Raw genomic sequence first — 23,179 nt, forward strand, 5'->3', positions numbered from 1 at the left:
CTGCGGGGTCTCGCCTATGCCTCTGCTCCCGCAGGAGTCTACGTATATTTCCTTCGCTAAATCGTAGTATTGTTCGTCTTTAGAGTTGATAAAATTAGTTATGTCCCAACCTTTTTAAATACCTTTACTATGTTGTTTCTGCTGAGTCAATGACAGCACCTGTGTCAACGTCAATATAAAATTCGTATTGTTTGTTTTCGCCGTCAATGTTGCGTGTGACACCACCACGGTATGCATTGTACAACAAGCCGTTTCTCTCAACTTCTTCAGGTTTCATGTAAATCCAGGATCCACTGATCGGTCCCTGTTTTCTAAATGTTTCCTTTGCTTGCTTCAATGCCTTCTCAGGTGTGATTTTCTGATAGCGGTCGAGCTGCTGTTTGACTACAAATCCTGCCGCGATTCCTGCTCCGGCAGCAATGACTGCATTTCTGGCTTTCATATTTGGTCACCTCTAAATTAATTATTAAACGCTTACTGTAAAGATGTTCAAAAAGTCTTATTTTGAACGGAAACTTATGCACCCTTTATTATAACGGAAACAATCCGAAATAAAAACCGTTACACTATTGTTTGGTGGAAAGCAGTATATATTTTCCGTTATACTAAAACCAATACATACAGATTTGGAGGAATATATATGAATCAGGAAACAATGGATTTATTTAAGAATCTGACCGAATTGCAGGGTGCACCCGGTAATGAACATGCGGTACGGAAGTTTATGCGGGGCGAACTGGAGAAATATTCTGATGAAATTATCCAGGACAATCTGGGAGGTGTCTTCGGGGTGAAAAATGGCGATGGACCGCGCGTGATGGTCGCCGGACACATGGATGAAGTCGGATTTATGGTTACCCAAATTACCAAAAATGGCATGATTCGCTTCCAGACATTGGGCGGCTGGTGGAGCCAAGTGCTTTTGGCACAGCGCGTGCAGGTTATGACTGATAATGGCCCGGTCATCGGTGTGATTGGTTCAACACCGCCACATAATTTATCCCCGGAACAGCGGAAAAAGCCGATGGATACGAAGGACATGCTGATAGACATCGGTGCGGATGACAAAGAAGATGCTGAAACAATTGGCGTCAAACCAGGCCAGGCGATTGTCCCGATCTGTCCGTTCACTCCGATGGCCAATGAGAAAAAGATACTTGCCAAATCGTGGGATAACCGTTACGGTTGTGGCCTTTCAATTGAATTGCTGAAAGAACTGCAAGGTGAAACAGTGCCCAACAAACTCTATTCCGGCGCAACAGTCCAGGAGGAAGTGGGACTGAGAGGTGCCAAGGTGGCTGCCAATATGATTCAGCCAGATATCTTCTACGCACTTGATGCTTCGCCTGCCAATGACATGTCAGGCGATGATCTAGAATTTGGCCATATCGGGAAAGGTGCCTTATTGCGTATTTTTGACAAAACGATGATTACTCAACGCGGTATGCGTGAATTTATTCTGGATACAGCAGAATCCAATGATATCCCTTATCAGTTTTTTGTGTCACAGGGCGGCACTGATGCCGGCAGTGTTCACCTGTCTAACAGCGGTGTTCCATCAGCGGTTGTCGGCATTTGTTCACGTTATATTCATACATCATCATCAATCATTCATGTTGATGACTATCAGGCAGCAAAAGAATTACTGCTAAAGCTGGTAAAATCCACCGATCAAAATACAGTCGACTCGATTAAAGCGGAATAAGGGATACTATGAAGATTGCAATCGGATCCAAAAATCCAGCTAAAATTGGTGCTGTACAGGATGTGTTCGCCTATGATGAGGTCATATCGACGGATGCATCCTCTCAAGTCAGTAAACAGCCATTTTCCGATACAGAAACAAGACAAGGGGCCATCAACAGAGCTGCCGGCAGCCTTCAGGCGACGTCAGGCGATATCGGTATCGGGTTGGAAGGTGGTGTGATGTACGTTGATGATGCGTTGTACTTATGTAATTGGGGTGCGCTCATGACAATTGACGATGTTATTTTCACCGGCAGCGGGGCCAGGATTTTGCTCCCGAAAGAGATCGACGATGAATTGAAAAAAGGCCTTGAATTAGGGGATGTTATGGATAACTATGCAAAGCGGAAAGACGTGCGGCAGAAAGAAGGCGCCATTGGCATTTTCACCAATAACCGGATTTCCCGAAAAGAAATGTTCGTTCATGCTGTCAAGCTGTTGCACGGTCAGTGGGCATATTGGCAGGAAAATAGATAGTTAAGCTGGCAAATTCATTTATTATTTCTGAGCACGGGTTTGAATTGAAGCGTCATACAGGTGAAAGGGTGAAGCAGGCAATTGCTGCTTCACCCTTTTGATACGTGCATTAATTTTGCGGTTTTTTCAGCTCTTCATTGTTTTCTCTTCATAATAGGTCAGATTGCTCTTAAAATCGTTCTTTTTTGACAACGTTATGCTCGTTGTCAAGAATTGAAAGGGTGCTTGGAGTATTTTCTTGGGCTAATTCTCTGGCCTTCGCAATGGCATCATCCTTTGCCTCGAATTCACTTTCAGGGGCAACGTCCTCCAGCTTCACAATCCACGCTGTTACATCCTGATTTGGTGTTACGCTATAAAATTTCATATGATGTCATACTCCTTTACTTCCGAAATTATGGTTATCCATTCCCTATCCATAGGTTACTAAAACACCGGGCAGAAATCATTGTCCCCTGGGGGAAGAGCTTCGTACAGTACAAAAAAGCCCGGTTAAACGAGCTTTTTTACAATTTATGAAGCTAATACATGTCGGGTTAGTTATTGATCGCCTTCTGCGTCCAAGGCTGTTTCTATCATTCATAAATATAATTCAAAACATCCAGTGCCTGATCAACTGTTTCGACTGTCACGTTCGCTTTGTTGGAAAGTTCTTTCAACGGGTGAATCAGTGATTCAGGCCGCACAAGGATCGTCGGCTTATTCATAGTGATGGCAGCGCTGGCATCCATTGCAGTGTTCCATTGTTTATATTTTTCACCGAATAAGGCAATGACAACATCTGATTTTTGCATCAGAACCTCTGTACGCAAATTGTTGATGTCTGAGGCTGCATCATCTTTGTACACCTTTCCCGGCTGCTCGCCAAGGATGTCTTCCCCTACATTGTCGGAACGGTCATGATGAGTTTGCGGTGCGACGAACGTGATCGGAAGTTTTTTCTCTTTTGCTTTTGATTTCAAATCTTCACGCCAATCATCGTGAATCTGGCCTGCTAGATAAACTGTCAGTTCCATTGGAAACCCTCCTATGTTTAGTTTCTATTTCCATCTTAACCGTTTTTAAGAACAACGCAAACGAAAAAGTCTGAATAAATTCAATGTATTCTGTCTTTTAGAAATAACGGCCGGCAATCACAGCAAGATGATTGAATCCATACGGAATGAAGGATATGATAGTCAGTAGCAATGGAGGTTGAACTAAGATGAAAAGACTTGAGTCAGAGAAACAATTGAACGATGTTATAAAAAATGAAAACGTGGTTGCGGTATTTTCAGCTGATTGGTGCCCGGACTGCCGTGTTATTGAACCAGAGTTGCCGGAAATAGAAAAAGCTTATTCAAATTTTACGTTTGTCGAGGTAGACCGTGATCAGTTTATCGATGTTTGTCAGGAATATGATGTGTTCGGCATTCCAAGTTTTATCGCATTCAAAAATGGTGAAGAAGCTGGCAGATTTGTCAGCAAAGACCGGAAGACCAAAGATGAAATCACCGCATTTATGGACGATCTCAGCTGATAAAAGGGGGAGACTCTAACGATGAAAATGACTAGTTTAAAAATGAAAAAATTATTGCAAGACAGATTATCAAACGACAGTTATAAAACATCCTATAATCGCGATAAAGATACATTTCGCATCGAATGGAAAGATACGAAGCAAGGGATGACCATTACGCTGCCGAATGTCGTTTCAAAATATAATGAACGTGGTGAAGAAGCGATTGATGATCTTGAGGAACATGTTCAGGAAGCGATGCGGATTATGCATGAAGACCATCATCTCTCAGGAATGGAGAAAAACATCTTTCCAGTCATTCGTGCCACCTCGTTCACAACCGAAACAAATGGCGGCAAAAAGCTGATTCATAAAGAACACACAGCAGAGACACGTGTCTATTATGCTTTGGATTTAGGCAAGTCCTATCAGCTAATCGATGAATCAATGCTTGAAGAAGAAGGTTGGACACAAGACCGTATTGATGAAATTGCCAGTTTCAATATCCGGTCGTTGGATAACGACTATAAAAAAGACACAGTGGCCGACAATGATTTTTATTTTGTCGCGACACAGGATGGCTATGATGCAAGCCGAATATTAAATGAAGCGTTTCTGGAAGAAATGCGCGCCAACGCTAAAGGCGAGCTTGCGGTAGCAGTGCCGCATCAGGATGTTTTGATTTTTGCCGATATCCAGAATAAAGCGGGCTATGACATCCTGGCACAAATGACTATGAAATTTTTCGCTGAAGGACGTATTCCGATTACGTCACTGTCCTTCATATATGAAGATAAGACGCTTGAACCGGTCTTCATCCTCGCGAAGAACCGTCCTGAGAAGAAAAATGGAAAGGAATGAATGGTATGGATGTATTTTATAATCAAAATGGTATAGGGGATGTACTGATTGTCCCATTGAAAGACGGGAATCGTTATGACATCACTCATGAAAACTTTGGCGATATTACAAAAATAACAGATAATCAAGGTGAAATTCTCGGCTACAATATTTATAAGGCATCAGCCTATTTTGATTTAACCGAAATTGGCAAAATCAGCATGACGGAACTCATGCTGGATCAGATGAAAAAAGCATTCAGTCAAAACAACCTGGATGATCCGCTCAAGTTTGATTTAAGCCCGAAGCATGTCGTCGGTTATGTCAGGGAAAAGTCGCCACATGAAAATGCGGATAAATTGAGTGTCTGTCAGGTTGATACAAGTGACGAACAGCTGCAGATCGTCTGTGGCGCCCCAAATGTCGAAGCTGGGCAGAAAGTCGTTGTAGCAAAAGTTGGAGCAGTTATGCCAAGTGGAATGATGATTAAACCGACAGAATTACGTGGCGTGGCATCGAATGGTATGATATGTTCACAGAAAGAGCTTGGCCTTGAAAACGCACCGAAAGAAAAAGGAATCTATGTACTGGGTGATTCGTATACTGCAGGTGAAGCGTTTACTGTTTAAAATCTAAACAACCTGAGTCCGTGGACAAGGGTTGTTTTTTAGTGCTTTTGATTTGGTTTGTCAGTATTACAGCTACGAAATTCCGTGCGAACCGACTTCTGTGACTACTAAAGTGAATGTGAGCAGCACAAATGGTGCATTACATTTTGGCCCTAAAACTGCTACAATAACAGTAATGGTAATTATGAAGAAATGAGTGAATACATATGTGGGATCGATGGAAAAGGAAAATCAGCAATTTTCTTTTTGAAGAGAGAGACGAAAATGTTGATTCGCTGCCTGAAAGACCGATTAATAACAAGCAGGATATTCAGACGAGAATGACGTATCAATATCCTGCCGAGAAACCATTTCGTTTTCCTGTCATCCCGGATCAGCCGCGACAGAACGATCAATCGGATATACCGGCGTTTCAGCGTAAGAAACCCCGTGACAGACAGCAGTCAAATGACGCGCCAAAGGTAAATGTCAGGCAGCAATCACATAACGTACAGCAATCTGAACCTGAGTATGAACAACATGATTATGAACCGAAGAATACCCGAAAAATATACAAACGGGAAGATAAGCCATTTACGCCAACTGAAGTGCCCTCACCGATTTATGGTTTTCAGGACCGGCAAACGGAGGAAATTGTTGCCGATGTGCCGGCATACCAGCCTGAACAGCATGATGATGATCATAGAGGGGATTCAGTATTTCAGCGATTGCAGAAACAAGAACGCGATATGGATCGGATATTTAATCCTACGCAGGAATCTGATCACGATTTGAATCCACCAGCACAGCAAAAGCAGGAAGACGATAACGAAAATCAAGGACCGGCAATAGAACAATTTCATCAGGATGAGGAGAAGCAGCAACATGCTGACGCTGAAGCTGCAGCTGCCGATCATACCAAAGAAGCGGCTCCACAAAAAAGTTCTGTTGAAGCGGTTAAGCCTGCTGATAAACCTAAGTCTGATAGGAAAAATACAAAAAAACCTGTCAACCGCGACAAAAGAGTCCGCAATGACCGAAAGCAGAATAAAAACGATAGTGGTTCACAAGCACTACCGTTCAACGTTTTGATGTCGGCCAATGATAAACGAAATCTTCAAAAAAACCGGAAACAAGCACAGCAGAAACCTCCTAAGCAGGCGCCCGCACAACATAATAGCGTGCCTTACCATTTATTGGATGATCCTGTTCAGGAAACGGAGCAGGATCATTTGTGGATGCAAAATCAGCAGCAGCTTTTGGAAAAAACGCTAAAATATTTCAATGTACGTGCAAAGGTGGTCAACACCACACAGGGGCCATCTGTTACACGGTTTGAAGTGCAGCCCGAACTTGGGGTGAAAGTGAGCAAAATCAAAAATCTGAGTGACGACCTTAAATTAAATATGGCGGCCAAAGATATCCGGATTGAAGCTCCTATCCCCGGGAAAAATACAATAGGTATCGAGATCCCGAACCAGCACGCTCAGACCGTAACACTGCAGGAGATTTTTGAAAAAGACAGCTTTCAAAAAAGTGCATCTCCGTTAACAATCGGTCTTGGCCTGAACATTGAAGGGGAGCCAATGGTGACCAATATCCAGAAAATGCCGCACGGACTAATTGCAGGCGCGACCGGTTCTGGCAAGAGTGTTTGCATTAATACGATATTAATCAGTCTTTTGTATAAAGCCAAGTATGATGAAGTCAAATTTATGCTTATAGATCCAAAAATGGTGGAATTGGCGCCATTTAATGGTATTCCGCATCTTATCTCTCCGGTAATCACCGATGTCAAAGCGGCGACGGCTGCGTTGAAATGGGCTGTCAGGGAAATGGAAGAGCGCTATGATTCATTTGTCCGTGAAGGGGTAAGAGATATTGAGCGGTACAACCAAAAAATGGCCAAAGAAGGCCGGTCAGAAAATAAGATGCCATTTATTGTGATTGTGATTGATGAGCTGGCTGACTTGATGATGGCCGCACCGCAGGATGTGGAGGATTCAATCAGCAGGATTGCCCAGAAGGCGCGTGCATGCGGCATACATTTGCTGCTTGCCACCCAGCGGCCCTCTGTCGATGTCATTACGGGGCTGATTAAAGCGAACATTCCAACCAGAATTGCATTCAGTGTATCGTCACAAGTGGATTCCAAAACAATTCTAGATACTGGCGGTGCCGAAAAGCTGTTAGGAAAAGGAGATATGCTGTTTACGGGAAATGGTGCGGGAAAAAGTGTTCGGCTGCAGGGAGCGTTTGTATCCGATGAGGAGATTGAACGCGTAACCGATTATGCCCGGTCGATGGCAGAGCCTGATTATGAATTTGAGCAGGAGCATCTGCTTGAGGAAGTAGCGAATGACGACCAGGGTGATGAACTTTTAAATGACGCCATCCAATTTGTAATCGAGCATAACAGCGCAAGCACCTCTCTGCTGCAGCGTCATTTCAAAGTCGGCTATAACCGTGCGGCACGATTGATGGATGCTATGGAGGAAAGAGGCATCATTGCTCAGCAGAATGGAAGTAAGCCAAGGGAAGTGCTTGTATCTGCTGCACAAGTGGAAAACTAATATACTTGCCAGGTTTGTCATCTTTTTATATGATAAAAAGGTATTGTAAATATTATAATCAGAGGAACACCGCTTATGAAGGGAAATGGTGTCGGCAGTTTGGGTGTGAAGAACATCAGCCTAAGCGTTTGTATATAATGTGGTAAAAGCGGTCAGGGCAGACGGAACCCGTTTATTCGATCGACGGTTGCAGTGATCATTATACCCAGCAGGCAGATGATGGTTCTACAGTCTTTTTCGGCTCTCGACTGCCCGGCCTACTTCCGGTAAGCCACTATTAAATCAGCTTCAATTATCCTTGCACTAAAACATTTTACACGTCGTTATAATTTGCTATAATGGCAAAATAGCGGTGAATTTGATAATGGAAAAATATAGTGTTCAGATATAAATTTGGAGGTTCTTTTTTATGACAACTTACCATTTTATTGGTATTAAGGGAACCGGGATGAGTGCACTTGCTCACATCCTTCACGACTCCGGCGAGAATGTGCAGGGGTCTGATGTTGAGAAACGTTTTTTTACACAGAAATCATTAGAAGATAAAAACATTCCCATTTTCCCTTTTTCAGAAACAAACATCAAGGAAGGTCTAACTGTTATTGCGGGTAATGCATTTTCGGATAATCACCCGGAGATTAAAGGGGCCCTTAATCAAGGATTGACGTTTTATCGGTATCACGAATTTTTAGGGGAATGGTTAAAACAGTTTACAAGTATTGCGATAACCGGTGCACATGGAAAGACTTCAACGACAGGTTTGCTGGCGCATGTACTAAATGAATCCTATCCAATTTCCTATTTAATTGGGGACGGCACCGGGAAAGGGCATGTCGACAGTGAATATTTTGCGTTTGAGGCGTGTGAATACCGCCGTCATTTTTTGAGCTATGAACCGGATTACGCCCTCATGACGAATATAGATTTCGACCATCCGGATTATTTTACGAGTATCGACGATGTATTTGATGCCTTCCAGTCGATGGCCGAACAGGTAAAAAAAGGCATCATCGCCTGTGGCGACGATGAACAATTGCAGCAGATTCAGGCAAAAGTGCCCGTCGTTTACTATGGCTTTTCGAGTACAAATGATTTTCAGGCACAGAACGTAAGGGAAACAGAGTATGGCACTGAATTTGACGTATTTGTGCGAAATACTTATTATGATACATTTAATATCCCAATGTATGGCGACCATAATGTGCTCAATGCTTTATCTGTTGTAGCAATTTGCCATTATGAAGATATCAAAGCGGATAAAATGAAGGCTTTAAACAGCTTTGGAGGTGTCAAACGCCGGTTTACCGAAAAGATCGTGGGCAGCCAAGTACTGGTTGATGACTATGCTCACCATCCGAGAGAAATAACAGCAACCATTGAAACTGCAAGGAAAAAATACAAGGATAAACCGATCACGGTTATATTCCAGCCGCATACATTCACGCGTACGCGGACATTTCTGCAGGAATTTGCCGACAGTCTAAATCTTGCCGATCATATCTATTTGTGTGATATATTTGGATCCGCTAGAGAAGAAACCGGCAAATTGACCATTTACGATCTTCAGGAACTGATCGAAGGAAGCTCCATTCTTGATCTATCCAACACCGAGGTATTAATGGAACATCAGGACAATGTATTGCTCTTCATGGGCGCCGGAGATATCCAAAAGTTCCAGGAATCTTACGAAAATCAGCTTGAAGTTGTAAGCAGCAACCAAGTGAAAAAAGCATAAAAGGTGAAAGAGCCAGCATTTCCGGCTCTTTTTTTCTAACAGAATCCTTGACCGTTAAAATATAAATTGGGATAAGTCAAGTTTTCTAATCTTATGTATCGAAATTATCTTAAAAATCCGTTATAGTAGAGTGTATAGGTGATTCCAGTGTGTATATTTGCTTTTATATAAACATATAATTTGTATGTTTAGCCAATAATGACTGGGGAAATTAGTAAAAAAGCTATTCTTGATGCACTTATTATCACACCGAATTATCGTCGTAACGAAGGAGCTGAAGTTTATGGAAGCCTTGTTGTATATTGCTGCTATAATTACTGCCGCAGCATTTGCAGTACTTGTTGTTTTTGTGGTTATAACACTGAAGACAACACAGAAGACAATGAATAATGTGTCAAATACACTGGAGAATCTGGAAACCCAGATGCAGGGGATTACCACCGAAACAAATGAATTGCTTAATAAAACAAATGACCTTGCAGATGATGTAAACGAAAAATCGGACAAGCTGAATGCATTATTTGATGGGGTTAAAAGTGTTGGAGAAACTGTTAACGAGTTTAATGGGTCACTTCGAAAGCTGTCATCCAACATTTCCAAAGCTGCTTCAAAGAATCAGGAGAAAGTTTCCGAAGCGCTTAAATGGGGCAATTCAATTGTTGATTTCTGGAAAAAGAAAAAAAATAAGTAAATTTCTAAGGAGGAATTAGGATGGAGAACAATGAGAACAACAGCAGCATTAACACAAAGGACCTTATGATTGGAACACTTATCGGGGTAATCGCAGGTGGTGTCACTGCTTTATTATGCGCCCCGAAATCCGGCCGGGAATTAAGAGGAAATATTAACGACGGCGCCCTGCAGTTGCGGGACCGTGCAAGCGAGTGGAAGGACACTGCATATGAAAAAGGTTCAGCATGGAAAGATACCGCTTATGACAAAGGCTCCGAATTGAAAGAGAAGGCGTATCTGAAAGGATCGGACCTGAGAACAAAAGCAGCTGATTCCTCATCAAAATGGTCAAAGAAAACACAGGAAAAAACACAGGAAATGACAAAAAAAGTCCAAGACAAATGGAATAAAAAGGGCGGCGAAGATGAAGCTGTTGCAGAAGAAGCAATCAGCGAGGCTGCAGCAGAGGCCGAAAAATCCGAAAAAAATTAAAAGGGAACAACCAGTGATGATTCACTGGTTGTTTCTGTATGACAGCCGATTTTCAAAACGACCGAGAGGGCCCTCTTTTTGGCATTCAGTCTTTCTGGCTCCCGTTTGTCAAAGTCTCATTTAAAAAAATTATGAATAGGATAGTGACAAAGTATTAAATTTTCGGTATAATGATGTCTAATTATTTAAATATATTCTCAACATTAGATCAATATTCACAGGAGGGGTAGCATTGAGTAATGAATTAGAGCAATTGCGCCAACAATTGGACGGCGTTAATAACGAATTACTGGATTTGATCAATCAGCGTGCTGAGATTGTTCAGCAAATCGGGCAGGTTAAAGAAAAACAGAGTATTAACCGTTTTGACCCAGTAAGAGAGCGAAAAATGCTGAATGAGTTGACTCAAAAGAATAATGGTCCATTTGAGAATTCGACCATTGAACATATTTTCAAAGAAATATTTAAAGCAAGTCTTGAACTTCAGGAAGATGATCACCGTAAAGCCCTTCTGGTATCGCGGAAAAGAAAGCCGGAAGATACGGTCATCGACATTAAAGGCGAAAAAGTCGGTGATGGCAATCTCCATCATATTATGGGACCGTGTTCCGTTGAAAATTATGAACAGGTTTCAGAGGTTGCAAAATCTGTTAAACAAAAAGGGCTTAAAATGCTCCGCGGCGGCGCATTTAAACCAAGAACTTCCCCATACGACTTTCAGGGACTTGGTGTAGAAGGTCTGCAGATTTTAAAACGTGTGGCCGATGAGCAGGATCTAGCAGTTGTCAGCGAGATAGTCAATCCGGCACACGTGGAAAAGGCGCTGGATTATGTTGACGTCATTCAAATTGGCGCCCGCAACATGCAGAACTTTGAATTGCTGAAAGCAGCAGGCGAGACGAATAAGCCTGTGCTGCTAAAACGCGGATTGTCTGCAACGATTTCTGAATTTGTGAACGCAGCAGAATACATTAATTCAAGAGGCAATGGCGATATTATTCTATGTGAGCGTGGTATCCGAACTTACGAAAAAGCTACCCGAAACACGCTGGATATTTCGGCAGTGCCGATTCTGAAACAGGAAACACATTTGCCTGTCATGGTTGATGTAACCCACTCCACAGGCCGAAGAGACATTTTGCTCCCGGCAGCAAAAGCAGCTGTTGCGATTGGCGCTGATGGTGTTATGGCGGAAGTTCATCCGGATCCTGCGGTAGCATTATCAGACGCAGCTCAGCAAATGGATATTCCCACATTTGAGAATTTCATGAATGAACTTGATGAATATGCACCACGTGTCGCCGTTCAAAATTAATCATTTCCTGGTTTGCCAGTCTTCAAAAAACAGAATGGCAGCCGGACTAGACTTTAAAGGCTGATCTTTTTTAAAAGGTCAGCCTTTAAATTTTTGTGTTTTTTCGCGTGTTGTCGTATCATAATGAGAAAGAAAACGTTTTGGCAATCGACTGGAGGTAGATGAACATGACTGTAACAATATACGATGTAGCAAGAGAAGCGAACGTTTCAATGGCAACTGTTTCCCGTGTCGTGAACGGGAACCCGAATGTAAAACCCGTCACACGAAAAAAAGTGCTGAATACAATTCAAGAGCTAGGGTATCGGCCTAATGCCGTTGCACGCGGGCTTGCAAGCAAGAAAACCACAACTGTAGGTGCGATCATCCCGGATATTTCGAGTATCTTTTTTGCTGAGCTGGCCCGGGGGATCGAGGATATTGCAACCATGTATAAGTATAATATTATCCTGAGTAACTCCGATCAGAATAAAGATAAAGAATTACAGCTGATCAATGCTATGCTGGAAAAACAGGTCGATGGTATTTTATTCATGGGCGGAGACATAACAGACGAACACGTCAATCAATTTCAATCGTCATCAGTGCCGGTCGTATTGGCAGCAACATACGATGAAACAAATTCGATCCCGTCGGTGAATATCGATTATGAGGCCGCTGCATATGAGGCGACATCATTCTTGCTTGATAAAGGGAATAAGAAGATGGGATTCATTTCCGGCGTTGATGATACATTAATCAATAAGGAAAAATATAACGGTTATGTACGTGCGTTTAAGGAAAAATCACTTAGTCTGAACGAAGATCATATTTTAACCGGCGACTATTCGTACGACTCGGGCATAGAAGCTGTTAACCAATTACTAGCAATGGATGACGTGCCGACTGCAGTTTTTGTGGCTTCGGATGAAATGGCTTTGGGTGTCATACACGGTGCCCAGGATAAAGGTTATAAAATTCCGGATGATATTGAAGTGTTCGGTTTCGATAATACAAGACTGGCTACAATGGTGCGCCCAACGCTTTCAACGATTGTGCAGCCGATGTATGATATCGGAGCCGTAGCTATGCGTTTATTGACTAAATATATGAACAAGGAAGAAGTGGAAGAGAAGAAAGTTGTTCTGCCGCACCGCATCGTTGAAAGAACATCAACAAAATAGAGTGACAATAACAAGGGAGATGATCATAGCAATCATCTCCCATAATTTTAAGGATGTACTTGCTTGTTTTTGGCATATTTCAACGCACTCTCGAGGACCTTGGCATTCTTTTCGGTAATCTCTGCTTTTCTAGGTATATTCGGAACAATTTTTTTATCATCATACCAGGCGTGAGGCAGTTGTACAGGCGACTGTGTCTCCCATTGATACTGCCACTCGTTTGATAGGGCGCCTTTCTGAACCTCACCTGTTTTCATCACACTCCAAATTTGAGCCCATGCCCGGGGCACAACGCGCCACATGTCATAACCACCGCCGCCCAGTGCGATCCAGCGGCCATTGCAGTACTGGTGGGCGAGGTTATGTGCAAGTAAGGGAATCCGCTCGAAAGTCTCCGTTGTTGCACATAAATGTGTCAAGGGATCATACGCATGCGCATCCGCACCATTTTGTGTCAGAATAACATCTGGACGGAAATAGTCTGCAATTTGTCTGAAGGCAGTTTCATAAACGTGAATAAACGACTCATCCTCAGTAAATGCATCGATTGGCAGATTAAACGAAAACCCATGGCCTTCCTTGATGCCGCGTTCATTTATATGACCGGTTCCGGGGAACAGGTATCTGCCGGTTTCATGGATAGATAGGGTGCATACGTTTGGATCATCGTAAAAAGCCCATTGCACACCATCGCCATGATGGGCATCAGTATCAACATACAAAACCTTTAAGTCGTATTTTTCCCGGATATATTTGATGGCTATTGCGCCGTCGTTGTAGATGCAGAAACCGCTTGCCTTCCGCTTAAAACCATGGTGAAGCCCGCCGCCCAGATTCAGGGCGTGAGCGGCTTTTCCCTGCAAAACAGAATCCACTGCTGAAAGTGTCCCGCCGACAAGGTAGGTTGACGCTTCATGCATATTTGGAAAGACAGGTGTATCTTCAGTGCCGATACCGTATTCCATGCTTTCATTTTCAGTTAAATTTTCAGTGCCCGCTTTTTTTACCGCATTGATGTAGGCTCTGTCATGAATAAGCGCAAGTTCATCCTCAGCAGCCTTCCTTGGCTTGATGATATGATCAGCCGATAATAAATTTGTTTTCTCCAATAAATCCTTTGTTAACAAAACCCGTTTTTGGTTAAACGGATGATCTGAATGAAAGTGATAGTCCAGGAACTCATTTGAATAAACAAAAGCTGCATCACACGTCATACTTTTGGCTCCGCAATGTTATTTGGCCACATCAATTCATAGCCGGCATTTCGCAAATCCTGTATGACTGGCAGTGGATTCATTGTCTGAATGCGGAAAACAAGAATCTTATAATTCGGATCATCATTATAAGGGTAAATAAGTACAGACGTTATATTCGTCCGGCGCTTTCCAAAGACAGCAGCTACTTCTGGTAAAATTCCGGGCTTATGGGGTACTTTGACTTCAATTTGTGAACTTTGATGTACGTTTGTTCCTGTCAGCTGAATCAGGGTATACAGCATATCTTTTTCTGTGATAACTCCGATGAGTTGGTTGTCGCGCACAACCGGCAGACAGGCAAATTCTTCATTATAAAAAACCTGTGCTATTTCTTCAATAAAATCCAGTGGGTGTACAGTTGTGACCGGGTGGCTCATAATTGTATGAATTTCATTATTCAGGGCCTGGTGTTCGATATGGTCGTCGAAAATAGATGGTGAGGCATCACGTACATCCCGATCTGATACAATCCCAATGACCTGCTTTTTATTATCTACGATCGGGATGTGGCGAATATGATATTTTTGTAGCAGCTGTAATGCTTCAGCTATGGTAGCTGTCGGCGGAAGCGTTGTAACTTCCGTTGTCATGACTTCCTCTACAAGCATTATAATCCCCCTCTCATGCTGCGGTATTGATCCCGCTGCAAAAATCGTAATTTATCAAACCGTTTTATGGATTCTTCTGGTACGTTCTTGCCAATACGGACCATCAGGCAGTTGGCCGGATGCGATATAATTTCGGGATCGTCAGTCGGAGCAGGCAGAAGACCGCCAGCTGCCATCATTTTCTCCATTACTTTACGATAGTCCCAAACACTTAAACGGGTTTCCTCAAGATCCCAATGCCAATAATACTCAGTCGAAATGACAATATAGTTTTCCATGTAGTCATCCATCATGGAAACTTTCAGCAGCCCGGATGCTACACCGGCACCACGGTAATCTGGAATGACTTCGACAGCCCCTAACTCAATCAGATCCTCCATGTTGAATTTTGACCAGCGCTCAAGCGGATCCGGATGTAAATAGGTTACATAGCCAATGATCGTATCTTCGGTTCTGGCAATAATAATTCGTCCTTCAGTAAAATTCGCAATACCTATGATGGCTTCAAATTGTTTTTGGGCAGGGCGGAATGCTGTTAATTGTTCATGAAAACGATACTTTTTCAGATCGGATGACAGAACTGGTCCTTCGATGATGATAGAGCTTGCTGATGTGTCCCGCGTCGTTGAATGATATGTTTTCTTATGGTCCATCTTTTTTTCACCACCCTTACATGGATAAATAATAGCGTTTTCATTAACTTCATTATACAGGATTTTGGTTCTCATTTTTAGTAGCAACTGGTAAATATCTTGAAATTGTATAAAGGATCTTTCGTAAAAGGGGAAAATGATTTATTTCTTAACAGTCGGGATAAAAATGCCACAGTAGCTTAAACTGTGGCACATCAGCACTTATATTGAAAAGGGGGATTTCCCCCTTTTTATGAATTAATTGTTATTTTCATTGTTACTATTGTTAGATTCTTCAGTGTCAGAGTCGCTGTCGCTACCGGATTCACCGCTGCTGTCACCGGACTCACTTTTATCGGAGTCACCGTTGTTATCATCGGAGCCGCTCCCGTTATCATCACCGCCAGTTCCGTCATCACTGGAACCTTCTCCGTTATTCTCACCATTGCTGCCATCACCATTATTGTTATTACCCGAATCATTATCTGAATCGATATTATTTCCATTTGATTCGGAGCTATCGTCAGAGCCGCCAGGGCTGCCGACAGTAGCTGTATTGGATGCTGATGATACTTGTCCAAAATAATCAACGGCTTTTACATGATAAACCGCATTATTGCTCGAGGCGGTAAAGCTTGTCCCGGCTGTGCTGCCGACTTGGCTGAATGAGCCATTCGGCTTGCTTGCACGGAAAATTCGGTAACCAACCACATCGCTACTGTCTGAACTGCTCCAGGATAATGTCTTGTCTGATGCTGAAACAGATCCGGGTGCGTCAGGACTGTTTCCATCGTTTTCGATTCCGCTGCTGCTGACTCCAGATTGCGGCAGACCGATTTTCTCCCATGCGTCGCGGTTTGTTCGCGGGAAGAGAATGGAAAGATCGCCGAGTTGGTCATAACCCTTTCGTTTCAGGAATTCCGGATTAAAAGTCAATCCATTACCTTCAACAAACTCGTTCGGTGTCTTCGCGCCTGCTGCCACGGCATTGCCATCAACCATGACATAAGATCCGCCGCGAATTAGGCTGTTATCTTCTTCAGTCGGCACATATTTTGAATTAAATAAATCGGTTTTTACCAGGCCAGCCTCTTCGCATAAATCTGAAGGCAGCTTTCCAGAAGTGGCACAATAACTTCTGGACACGATTCCGTCCGGACGTTCAAAACTCTTATCTGGGGCAACCAGATCCGGATTAATATCAGATGCTGCATTGACCAGTTCAGCCCATAATTTCTGGGTGCGCTGGCTGTAGCTGAGCGAGCATGACGGACATTGAATGCTTTTTCCTTCTTTGTAACCGAGCCACACACCCATCGAAACATTCGGATTGACCCCGACAAACCAGGCATCTTTATAATTTTGAGAGGTACCAGTTTTGCCTGCCCAGTCAACACCACTGTATTTAAGCTGTGAATTCAGATATGTGCCTGTTCCTTTATCAAGAACATCGCGCATGATATCGATTGTCAGGAATGATGTCTCTGGCGAAAAAACTTTGACAGGATCGGGTTTGTGTTCATATATGACATTGCCATCCTGGTCGGTTATTTTTTCAATCATATAACCATCGGCAAATTTTCCATTATTGCCAAGGGTAGAGAATGCATTCACGTTTTCCTCGACCGTGACACCTGTTGAGGTAGCACCAATTGAGAGAGAGAGATTAGCATACTCTTTTTCCCCAATGGAGGTGATCCCCATAGGCTCAAGAAATTCACTCACAGGATCCTGTTCGTTAAAACGGCTGTACACTTCAACTGTTGGAATGTTATAGGAATTGTATAGAGCCTTTCTGGCCGATACAAGCCCGTGATATCCGCCTCCATAGTTTCCTGGAGTGTATCCGCCAGCAAACGTTTTTGGGACATCAGCTATCGGCGTTCCGGGCTGTATGACACCTTTCTCAAACGCCGGTGCGTAGGTGAGAATCGGTTTCATTGTACTGCCGTTAGAACGTTCGGCTTGAGTTGCATAGTTAAACTGGTTTTCCGGATTGTAATCTCGCCCGCCGACAAAACTAATAATTCGTCCGCTTGAATTTTCTATTAAAATGCCGCCTGTTTGTACTTTTTGGGTATCTTTAACCTGTTCACCCGTTTCGGGGTCTTCTACATAGCCGGTCCAATCCGGGCCGTAATACTCATAGTTTTGAGTAATTTTCCTGAATTTATCGTGTGTTTCCTTATCAATGGTCGTATGGATTTGATAGCCATTTTTGCGCAGGGCACGATCAGCTAAAATGCTATACTCTTCTTTCAGCGCATCATTGTTATTCAATTCCTCCATGGAATAGCCATCCTGTTCGGCCATGTGTTTCATAATAATATTACTGGCTCGCTTTTCAGTCTCGTATGTCAGGTATGGATATTTTTCGACCGGTGACTGGGATTCTTTAGTAAAGTCAGTTGTTATGTCGTAGTTCATTGCCTTTTCGTACTGTTCTTTCGAAATATAGTCGGATTCGTACATTCGTTCCAGTACCGACTGCATTCGATTAATGCCCGGTTGTAGTGCCTCCTTATCTTTCAATCCACCGCTGTTTTTGAACGGTGTATAGTAAGATGGGCTTTGCGGGAGGCCGGCAAGATAGGCTGCCTGGGGCAAATTAACTTCAGATGCATCAATGCCAAATATACCTTGTGCAGCAGTTTGAATTCCGGCAATATTACCGCCTGATGCATCTCGTCCATATGAGACTATGTTCAAATAAGATTCAAGAATTTCGTCCTTTTCAAAGAACCGCTCGAGCCGCATGGCGATTAAAATTTCCTTCGCCTTCCGTTCGTATGACACTTCATTTGTCAGTATCTGATTTTTCACAAGCTGCTGTGTGAGGGTGCTTCCGCCCGATTGCGTTGATGAATTGGTCACTTGCTGGACAAGTGCCCGTACAATAGCTTTTGGCACAATCCCTTTATGTTCGCTGAAATATTGGTCTTCCGTTGCAATCACTGCGTTTATCAGCGCATCCGATACATTGTCAAGGGAAACTTCTTCGCGGTAAATGTCAGACCGGATATCGCCAATATAGTTATCACCGGCAAAATAAAGTGATGATGTTTGTTCGTAGTTGTAAATATCTTCCTGCATGTTTTCATATGCCCGCACTGGCTCATCCTTAACGAGCGATGCGAAATAACCAGCACCAACACCTCCGGCAAAAAAGCCTCCGATCACCGCGATTACTATGAAAAATAATATAATACTCCAGACGACATCATAACCGATGCGCGATGATTTCTGAATTTTGCCGGTTCCCCAGACCGATTTTGCTTTTTTAACATAGTGATGCGAATTAAAGCTTCTCCAAAATGACTTGATTTTATCTCTATATTTTTGGGACAGTTGCTTAAAGTCCATTTTTAAAACCTCCCCCTAGACCAAATCCATTATAGCACAGCAGTAAAACCAGTTGAATTAAAATTGTTGATTTGTACATTGCATTTGTATTACAAATATGGTATGAATAGATAATAGCAAAATATTAAGTACGTTGAAGGATCGCAGTAGTTGGGTAAATCCCTTTTTCAGAGAGCCGGCGGGTGGTGTGAGCCGGAAAACATTTGCCGATGAATTACAATCTGGAGTTTCTTCTTTTTAACGATACCGGTTTTAAAGAAGACGGTGGCAGCACCGTTAATAATCCCAAGTGGCATGATCATGCAACAAGGGTGGTACCGCGAGAATGAACTCGTCCCTTAAATTTTTGAGGGGCGGGTTTTTTATTTATTTTGGAAATGGAGTGGAGACTGTATGGATATTTTACAAGACTTGGAAAACAGAAATTTAATTCAGCAAACGACCGATAGAGAAGCTTTGCAGAAACACTTGAGCGAACATCAGGTGACATTATACTGCGGATTTGATCCGACCGCCGACAGCCTTCATATCGGACATCTGCTGCCGATTATCATGCTGAAGCGATTCCAGAGAGCAGGCCATAAACCGATTGCTCTGATTGGCGGCGGCACCGGTATGATTGGTGACCCAAGCGGCCGGTCGACTGAGCGTTCCCTGAATGAAGCCTCAGTTGTACATGACTACAGTGAAAAAATAAAACAACAGATGGCCAAACTGCTTGATTTTGATCATGGTACAAATGCGGCAACTGCCCGTAATAATCATGACTGGCTTGGCCAAATGACTGTCATCGATTTTCTGCGTGATGCAGGCAAGCATTTTGGAATTAATTATATGCTAGGCAAGGAATCAGTGTCAGCAAGAATCGAGCAGGGCATCTCATACACCGAATTCAGTTACATGATTTTGCAGTCGCTGGATTACATGAAGCTATACGAGCAAGAAAACTGCACATTACAAATCGGCGGCAGTGACCAGTGGGGCAATATCACGGCGGGCATGGAACTGATTCGCCGTTCCCGTGAGAATGAAGATGACGACATTAATGTTTTTGGTCTGACGATGCCTCTCATTACAAAAGCGGATGGCAGTAAATTCGGCAAAACAGCAGGCGGTGCCATCTGGCTGGATCCAGAAAAAACAACACCGTATGAGTTTTACCAGTTCTGGATAAATGCTGATGACCGAGACGTGATGAAGTTTCTGCAATACTTTACATTCCTTGAACAAGACGAGTTGGCCGCATTACAGCATGAACTTGAGCATAATCCTGAAGGAAGGCTCGCTCAAAAACGTCTTGCTGAAGAGATGACAGTAATGGTGCACAGTCAAAAAGCTCTGGAGCAGGCTCAGAAAATTACGGCATCCCTCTTCAGTGGTGATTTGAAGGACTTGTCGGCTTCAGATATAGAACAAGGTTTCAAAGATGTACCGACGTATGAAGCATCAAAAGAAGACATCGGTCTGATTGATCTGCTTGTTAACGCATCGATTTCATCATCCAAACGGCAGGCGAGAGAGGACATTAAAAACGGTGCCATCTACATCAACGGCGAACGCCAGCAGGATTTGCAACATGCTGTAAGTGAAGCAGACCGGATTGACGGTCAATTTACCGTTATCCGGCGCGGGAAGAAAAAATATTTTTTGGTGCGCTTCAGTTAAGTTAGATCTCTTTTTAACTATAATCGAACTAAAATTGGATTTGGGGGCATGAATTTTTACATTTTTTCATGCCCCTTTTTCTGACTATATTTCGATTGTAATAGTAGAAGAGAGGTTTTTAGTAAAATTGAAACAAGAAGGAAGGAGTCAGACAAAGATTCGTACGACTGCTGCAAAGGCGGCTACAGAACTAATACCGGTGGCTATCACCCATTTTAATAGTTTAACATGATTGGCATGTAGCGTTGATTCCACTTTTTTGTGAAAATTGTTTAATTCTGATTTTGTAATGAGTTCTTTTTCTTTGATCAATTCATCGATTTTTACAATGACATCTTTCGTGTCTGCCTTTGATTCTAAAGATTTCTCCAGCACTTTCAGCCGGGCTTCTATTTCGTATAATCTGGACTCATATCTTCTTTGTTCATGGTTTGAATTCTGAATCGTTATCACTCCCCTTCCCTGACATCCTTCACGCTTACGATATAGTATTCGAATAGAATATAAAGTGGAAAGGCAGTTAACTGAAAGGGTGTGTCCAATTTCTGACGCTGTATTTTCCGGGCTAAAAAATAGTTTCAATAGTTCCCATCGTTCTTTGTGCCCAAGTTATGTTAGAATTTGAATTTAAGCTAGGATTGGACCATGGCCCCGGAAAAGTTTCACTATTGGATGCCTACGTTTTAAAGAGGGGGATTTTATGAGCTATAAAGAAACGCCTGAGCAACAAAGAGAAAGGCTGAGGCAAGAGGAGTTAAAGAAAAACCCAACGGGCAATCTGAACGATTCTTTTTACAGAGCAAACAATGGCAGTCTTGTCGATTTGGTAGGCAGCTTGGGGTGGAAAGGTACTGGAATACTTATTCTTGTAATCGTGTTAGGGTTTATCATATATTCCGTTTTCTTTCGCTAATGGGTTCTTTTCTGCTTATGGAACAGTTTAGTAAGTCAAAAATTGTATGATATTATCAATGCACATTGTGTTAAACAGGGAAGTGTAAATCATGATCACAGAAAAGTTATATTATCAGGATCCATACATAAGCTTTTTTTCGGCTCAGATTATTCACAGTAATAAAGATGAAAAAGGACGTTTCTATGTTATTCTGGATCAAACTGCTTTTTATCCAACAGGTGGCGGGCAACCAAATGATACAGGAACAATTAATGGTGCCCATGTTTATAATGTTGAGGAAGAAAATGGAGAGGTTCGGCATTTTATCGATAGGCCTTTGGAAGAGAATAAATGTTATGCAGAGATTGATTGGACACGGCGATTCGATCACATGCAGCAGCATGCGGGGCAACATATCTTATCAGCAGCATATGAAGACATGTATGGTTATAAGACAGTGAGTTTTCATCTAGGAGCGGAAAATTGTACGATAGATCTTGAAGCACCGGCTCTTAATGAAGAGGAAGCCAAACGAGTGGAGGAAAGGGCTAATACTGTTATCCTTGAAAATCGCTCTATAGAAACACGTTGGGTGACAGAAAATGAGCTTAGCAAATTTCCTCTAAGAAAGGCTGTATCTGTTACAGATAATATTCGTCTCGTTATTATTCCTGATTTTGATTATAACGGTTGTGGAGGTACGCATCCAAACGAAACAGGGCAAGTGGGTTCGGTTAAAATTCTTCATTGGGAAAAGCACAAGAAAAACATTCGCGTCCACTTTGTATGTGGAGACAGAGTACTGAAGCAACTGCAAGAAAAACACAAGATGATTCAACGCTTGACCGCAACATTAAATGCTCCTCAGACGGATTTGGAAGCTGCTGCAAATCGCATTTTACAGAAGCAGGAAGATCTGGAAAAAACCATTACTCAACTAGAAGCGGAACTCTTGGAGCAGGAGGCGCACAAGCTGATTGCCCAAGCGAGCATAAAGGATCATTATAAGCTGGTAACGAAAATTTATAAGGAAAACTCTATGAAAAAGCTCCAGCAGATGGCCAACAGCATGATACATCATACTGATGGATTGCTGGTACTGTTTATAAATGAGAATGATAGCAAACTTCAAGTAGTCTGTGCGAGAAGTAATGGTATCGGTATCAATATGCAGGAATACATAAGATATATTTTGCCTGAGATAAACGGCAAAGGCGGTGGAAATGAAATGATTGTGCAAGGGGGAGGAGATATGGTTCTTTCCTCGGAATCATTAATGGAGGTAATGATTCGTGCAGCAGATAAATTGCTCACTTCGTAACACTAACATACAGCAAAAAATATAACTAAATAGAATTGACAATTTTTCACAGGAAAAAGAATGAGCTTATAGTATTTGGAGCTCATTCTTTTTATTATAAAGTTCGTTTGTTATGTTTTAAAGAGTGTTATTCATCATCATGGTTATTTTTTTATTGGTACGTCCTCTAGCTTTTCTGTAGAATTTTCCAGGAGCTTCTGATGTTTTCCCAATAACATCATTCTTTTCATAGTGCCGCCAAACAGTTTAATCTTTCCAGATCATTGGATTGTCGAGTGTTCATTATAATAGCGAGAAATTAATGCTACTTTACGCAATCG

General features: G+C 42.5%; 22 protein-coding genes and 1 other annotated feature. Of the genes, 14 read left to right on the forward strand and 8 right to left on the reverse strand.

Going from position 1 to position 23,179, the window contains the following annotated elements; genetic code table 11:
- Positions 1–127 precede the first annotated feature (127 nt).
- The gene (locus ON01_RS17630) at positions 128–442 is read right to left on the reverse strand and encodes a PepSY domain-containing protein (protein ID WP_010532342.1); all 315 of its coding nucleotides are present in this window, start codon (positions 440–442) and stop codon (positions 128–130) included.
- A 198-nt stretch (positions 443–640) separates the two neighbouring features.
- Here ON01_RS17630 and ON01_RS17635 point away from each other — a divergent pair, with 198 nt between their 5' ends.
- Entirely contained in the window at positions 641–1,705 is a 1,065-nt protein-coding gene (locus ON01_RS17635) for a M42 family metallopeptidase (protein WP_010532343.1), read from the forward strand.
- 8 nt (positions 1,706–1,713) lie between these two features.
- Positions 1,714–2,223 carry a DUF84 family protein gene (locus ON01_RS17640; protein WP_010532344.1) on the forward strand — a complete coding sequence of 170 codons (510 nt, stop codon included), beginning with the start codon at positions 1,714–1,716 and terminating at the stop codon, positions 2,221–2,223.
- A 169-nt stretch (positions 2,224–2,392) separates the two neighbouring features.
- On the opposite strand, the gene ON01_RS17645 is transcribed toward ON01_RS17640, so the two are convergent.
- Complete coding sequence (locus tag ON01_RS17645; protein ID WP_010532345.1) at positions 2,393–2,590, reverse strand: DUF2188 domain-containing protein; 198 nt, start codon at positions 2,588–2,590, stop codon at positions 2,393–2,395.
- Positions 2,591–2,798: 208 nt separating this feature from the next.
- The gene (locus ON01_RS17650) at positions 2,799–3,239 is read right to left on the reverse strand and encodes a YtoQ family protein (protein ID WP_010532346.1); all 441 of its coding nucleotides are present in this window, start codon (positions 3,237–3,239) and stop codon (positions 2,799–2,801) included.
- Positions 3,240–3,427: 188 nt separating this feature from the next.
- Between ON01_RS17650 and ON01_RS17655 the strand changes: the two genes are divergently transcribed.
- The 9 genes from ON01_RS17655 (at position 3,428) to ccpA (ending at position 13,119) form a co-directional block, all read left to right on the forward strand.
- Positions 3,428–3,742, forward strand: coding sequence for a thioredoxin family protein (locus ON01_RS17655; protein WP_010532347.1), 315 nt, complete (start codon positions 3,428–3,430; stop codon positions 3,740–3,742).
- Positions 3,743–3,763: 21 nt separating this feature from the next.
- Entirely contained in the window at positions 3,764–4,582 is an 819-nt protein-coding gene (locus ON01_RS17660) for a DUF1444 domain-containing protein (protein ID WP_010532348.1), read from the forward strand.
- A 5-nt stretch (positions 4,583–4,587) separates the two neighbouring features.
- Entirely contained in the window at positions 4,588–5,190 is a 603-nt protein-coding gene (gene ytpR / locus ON01_RS17665; protein WP_029329187.1) for a YtpR family tRNA-binding protein, read from the forward strand.
- A 206-nt stretch (positions 5,191–5,396) separates the two neighbouring features.
- The gene (locus ON01_RS17670) at positions 5,397–7,742 is read left to right on the forward strand and encodes a DNA translocase FtsK (RefSeq protein ID WP_010532350.1); all 2,346 of its coding nucleotides are present in this window, start codon (positions 5,397–5,399) and stop codon (positions 7,740–7,742) included.
- A 409-nt stretch (positions 7,743–8,151) separates the two neighbouring features.
- On the forward strand, positions 8,152–9,477 hold the full coding sequence (gene murC / locus ON01_RS17675) for a UDP-N-acetylmuramate--L-alanine ligase (protein ID WP_010532351.1): 1,326 nt from the start codon (positions 8,152–8,154) through the stop codon (positions 9,475–9,477).
- A 283-nt stretch (positions 9,478–9,760) separates the two neighbouring features.
- A complete protein-coding gene (locus ON01_RS17680; RefSeq protein ID WP_010532352.1) occupies positions 9,761–10,168 on the forward strand; it encodes a DUF948 domain-containing protein in 408 nt (135 codons plus the stop codon).
- 20 nt (positions 10,169–10,188) lie between these two features.
- On the forward strand, positions 10,189–10,641 hold the full coding sequence (locus ON01_RS17685) for a YtxH domain-containing protein (protein ID WP_010532353.1): 453 nt from the start codon (positions 10,189–10,191) through the stop codon (positions 10,639–10,641).
- A 232-nt stretch (positions 10,642–10,873) separates the two neighbouring features.
- Positions 10,874–11,956: a bifunctional 3-deoxy-7-phosphoheptulonate synthase/chorismate mutase gene (locus tag ON01_RS17690; RefSeq protein WP_010532354.1), complete on the forward strand. Its 1,083-nt coding sequence runs from the start codon at positions 10,874–10,876 to the stop codon at positions 11,954–11,956.
- A 167-nt stretch (positions 11,957–12,123) separates the two neighbouring features.
- Positions 12,124–13,119 (forward strand): catabolite control protein A, encoded by a 996-nt coding sequence (gene ccpA / locus ON01_RS17695; protein ID WP_010532355.1) that lies wholly within the window; start codon positions 12,124–12,126, stop codon positions 13,117–13,119.
- Between the two features lie 47 nt (positions 13,120–13,166).
- Here ccpA and ON01_RS17700 read toward each other — a convergent pair whose 3' ends face one another.
- From ON01_RS17700 to ON01_RS17715, 4 genes are all read right to left on the reverse strand, one after another.
- Entirely contained in the window at positions 13,167–14,333 is a 1,167-nt protein-coding gene (locus ON01_RS17700) for an acetoin utilization protein AcuC (protein ID WP_010532356.1), read from the reverse strand.
- Positions 14,330–14,983, reverse strand: a complete 654-nt coding sequence (locus tag ON01_RS17705; protein ID WP_010532357.1) for an acetoin utilization AcuB family protein — start codon at positions 14,981–14,983, stop codon at positions 14,330–14,332. The genes ON01_RS17700 and ON01_RS17705 overlap by 4 nt, the downstream gene beginning before the upstream one ends.
- Positions 14,983–15,636: a GNAT family N-acetyltransferase gene (locus tag ON01_RS17710; protein WP_010532358.1), complete on the reverse strand. Its 654-nt coding sequence runs from the start codon at positions 15,634–15,636 to the stop codon at positions 14,983–14,985. The genes ON01_RS17705 and ON01_RS17710 overlap by 1 nt, the downstream gene beginning before the upstream one ends.
- Positions 15,637–15,873: 237 nt before the next feature.
- A complete protein-coding gene (locus tag ON01_RS17715) occupies positions 15,874–18,978 on the reverse strand; it encodes a transglycosylase domain-containing protein (RefSeq protein WP_010532359.1) in 3,105 nt (1,034 codons plus the stop codon).
- Between the two features lie 124 nt (positions 18,979–19,102).
- Positions 19,103–19,320 (forward strand) — a binding site (T-box leader).
- Between the two features lie 51 nt (positions 19,321–19,371).
- On the opposite strand from ON01_RS17715, the gene tyrS reads away from it, so the two are divergent.
- Entirely contained in the window at positions 19,372–20,643 is a 1,272-nt protein-coding gene (gene tyrS / locus ON01_RS17720; RefSeq protein WP_010532360.1) for a tyrosine--tRNA ligase, read from the forward strand.
- 147 nt (positions 20,644–20,790) lie between these two features.
- Here tyrS and ON01_RS17725 read toward each other — a convergent pair whose 3' ends face one another.
- Positions 20,791–21,096 (reverse strand): hypothetical protein, encoded by a 306-nt coding sequence (locus ON01_RS17725; protein WP_010532361.1) that lies wholly within the window; start codon positions 21,094–21,096, stop codon positions 20,791–20,793.
- A 247-nt stretch (positions 21,097–21,343) separates the two neighbouring features.
- Here ON01_RS17725 and ON01_RS17730 point away from each other — a divergent pair, with 247 nt between their 5' ends.
- Complete coding sequence (locus ON01_RS17730) at positions 21,344–21,556, forward strand: DUF6366 family protein (protein ID WP_010532362.1); 213 nt, start codon at positions 21,344–21,346, stop codon at positions 21,554–21,556.
- A 91-nt stretch (positions 21,557–21,647) separates the two neighbouring features.
- The gene (locus tag ON01_RS17735) at positions 21,648–22,859 is read left to right on the forward strand and encodes an alanyl-tRNA editing protein (RefSeq protein WP_010532363.1); all 1,212 of its coding nucleotides are present in this window, start codon (positions 21,648–21,650) and stop codon (positions 22,857–22,859) included.
- Positions 22,860–23,179 lie beyond the last annotated feature (320 nt).

This window comes from Lentibacillus jeotgali (assembly GCF_000224785.1).
GTDB classification, from domain to species: domain Bacteria; phylum Bacillota; class Bacilli; order Bacillales; family Amphibacillaceae; genus Lentibacillus; species Lentibacillus jeotgali.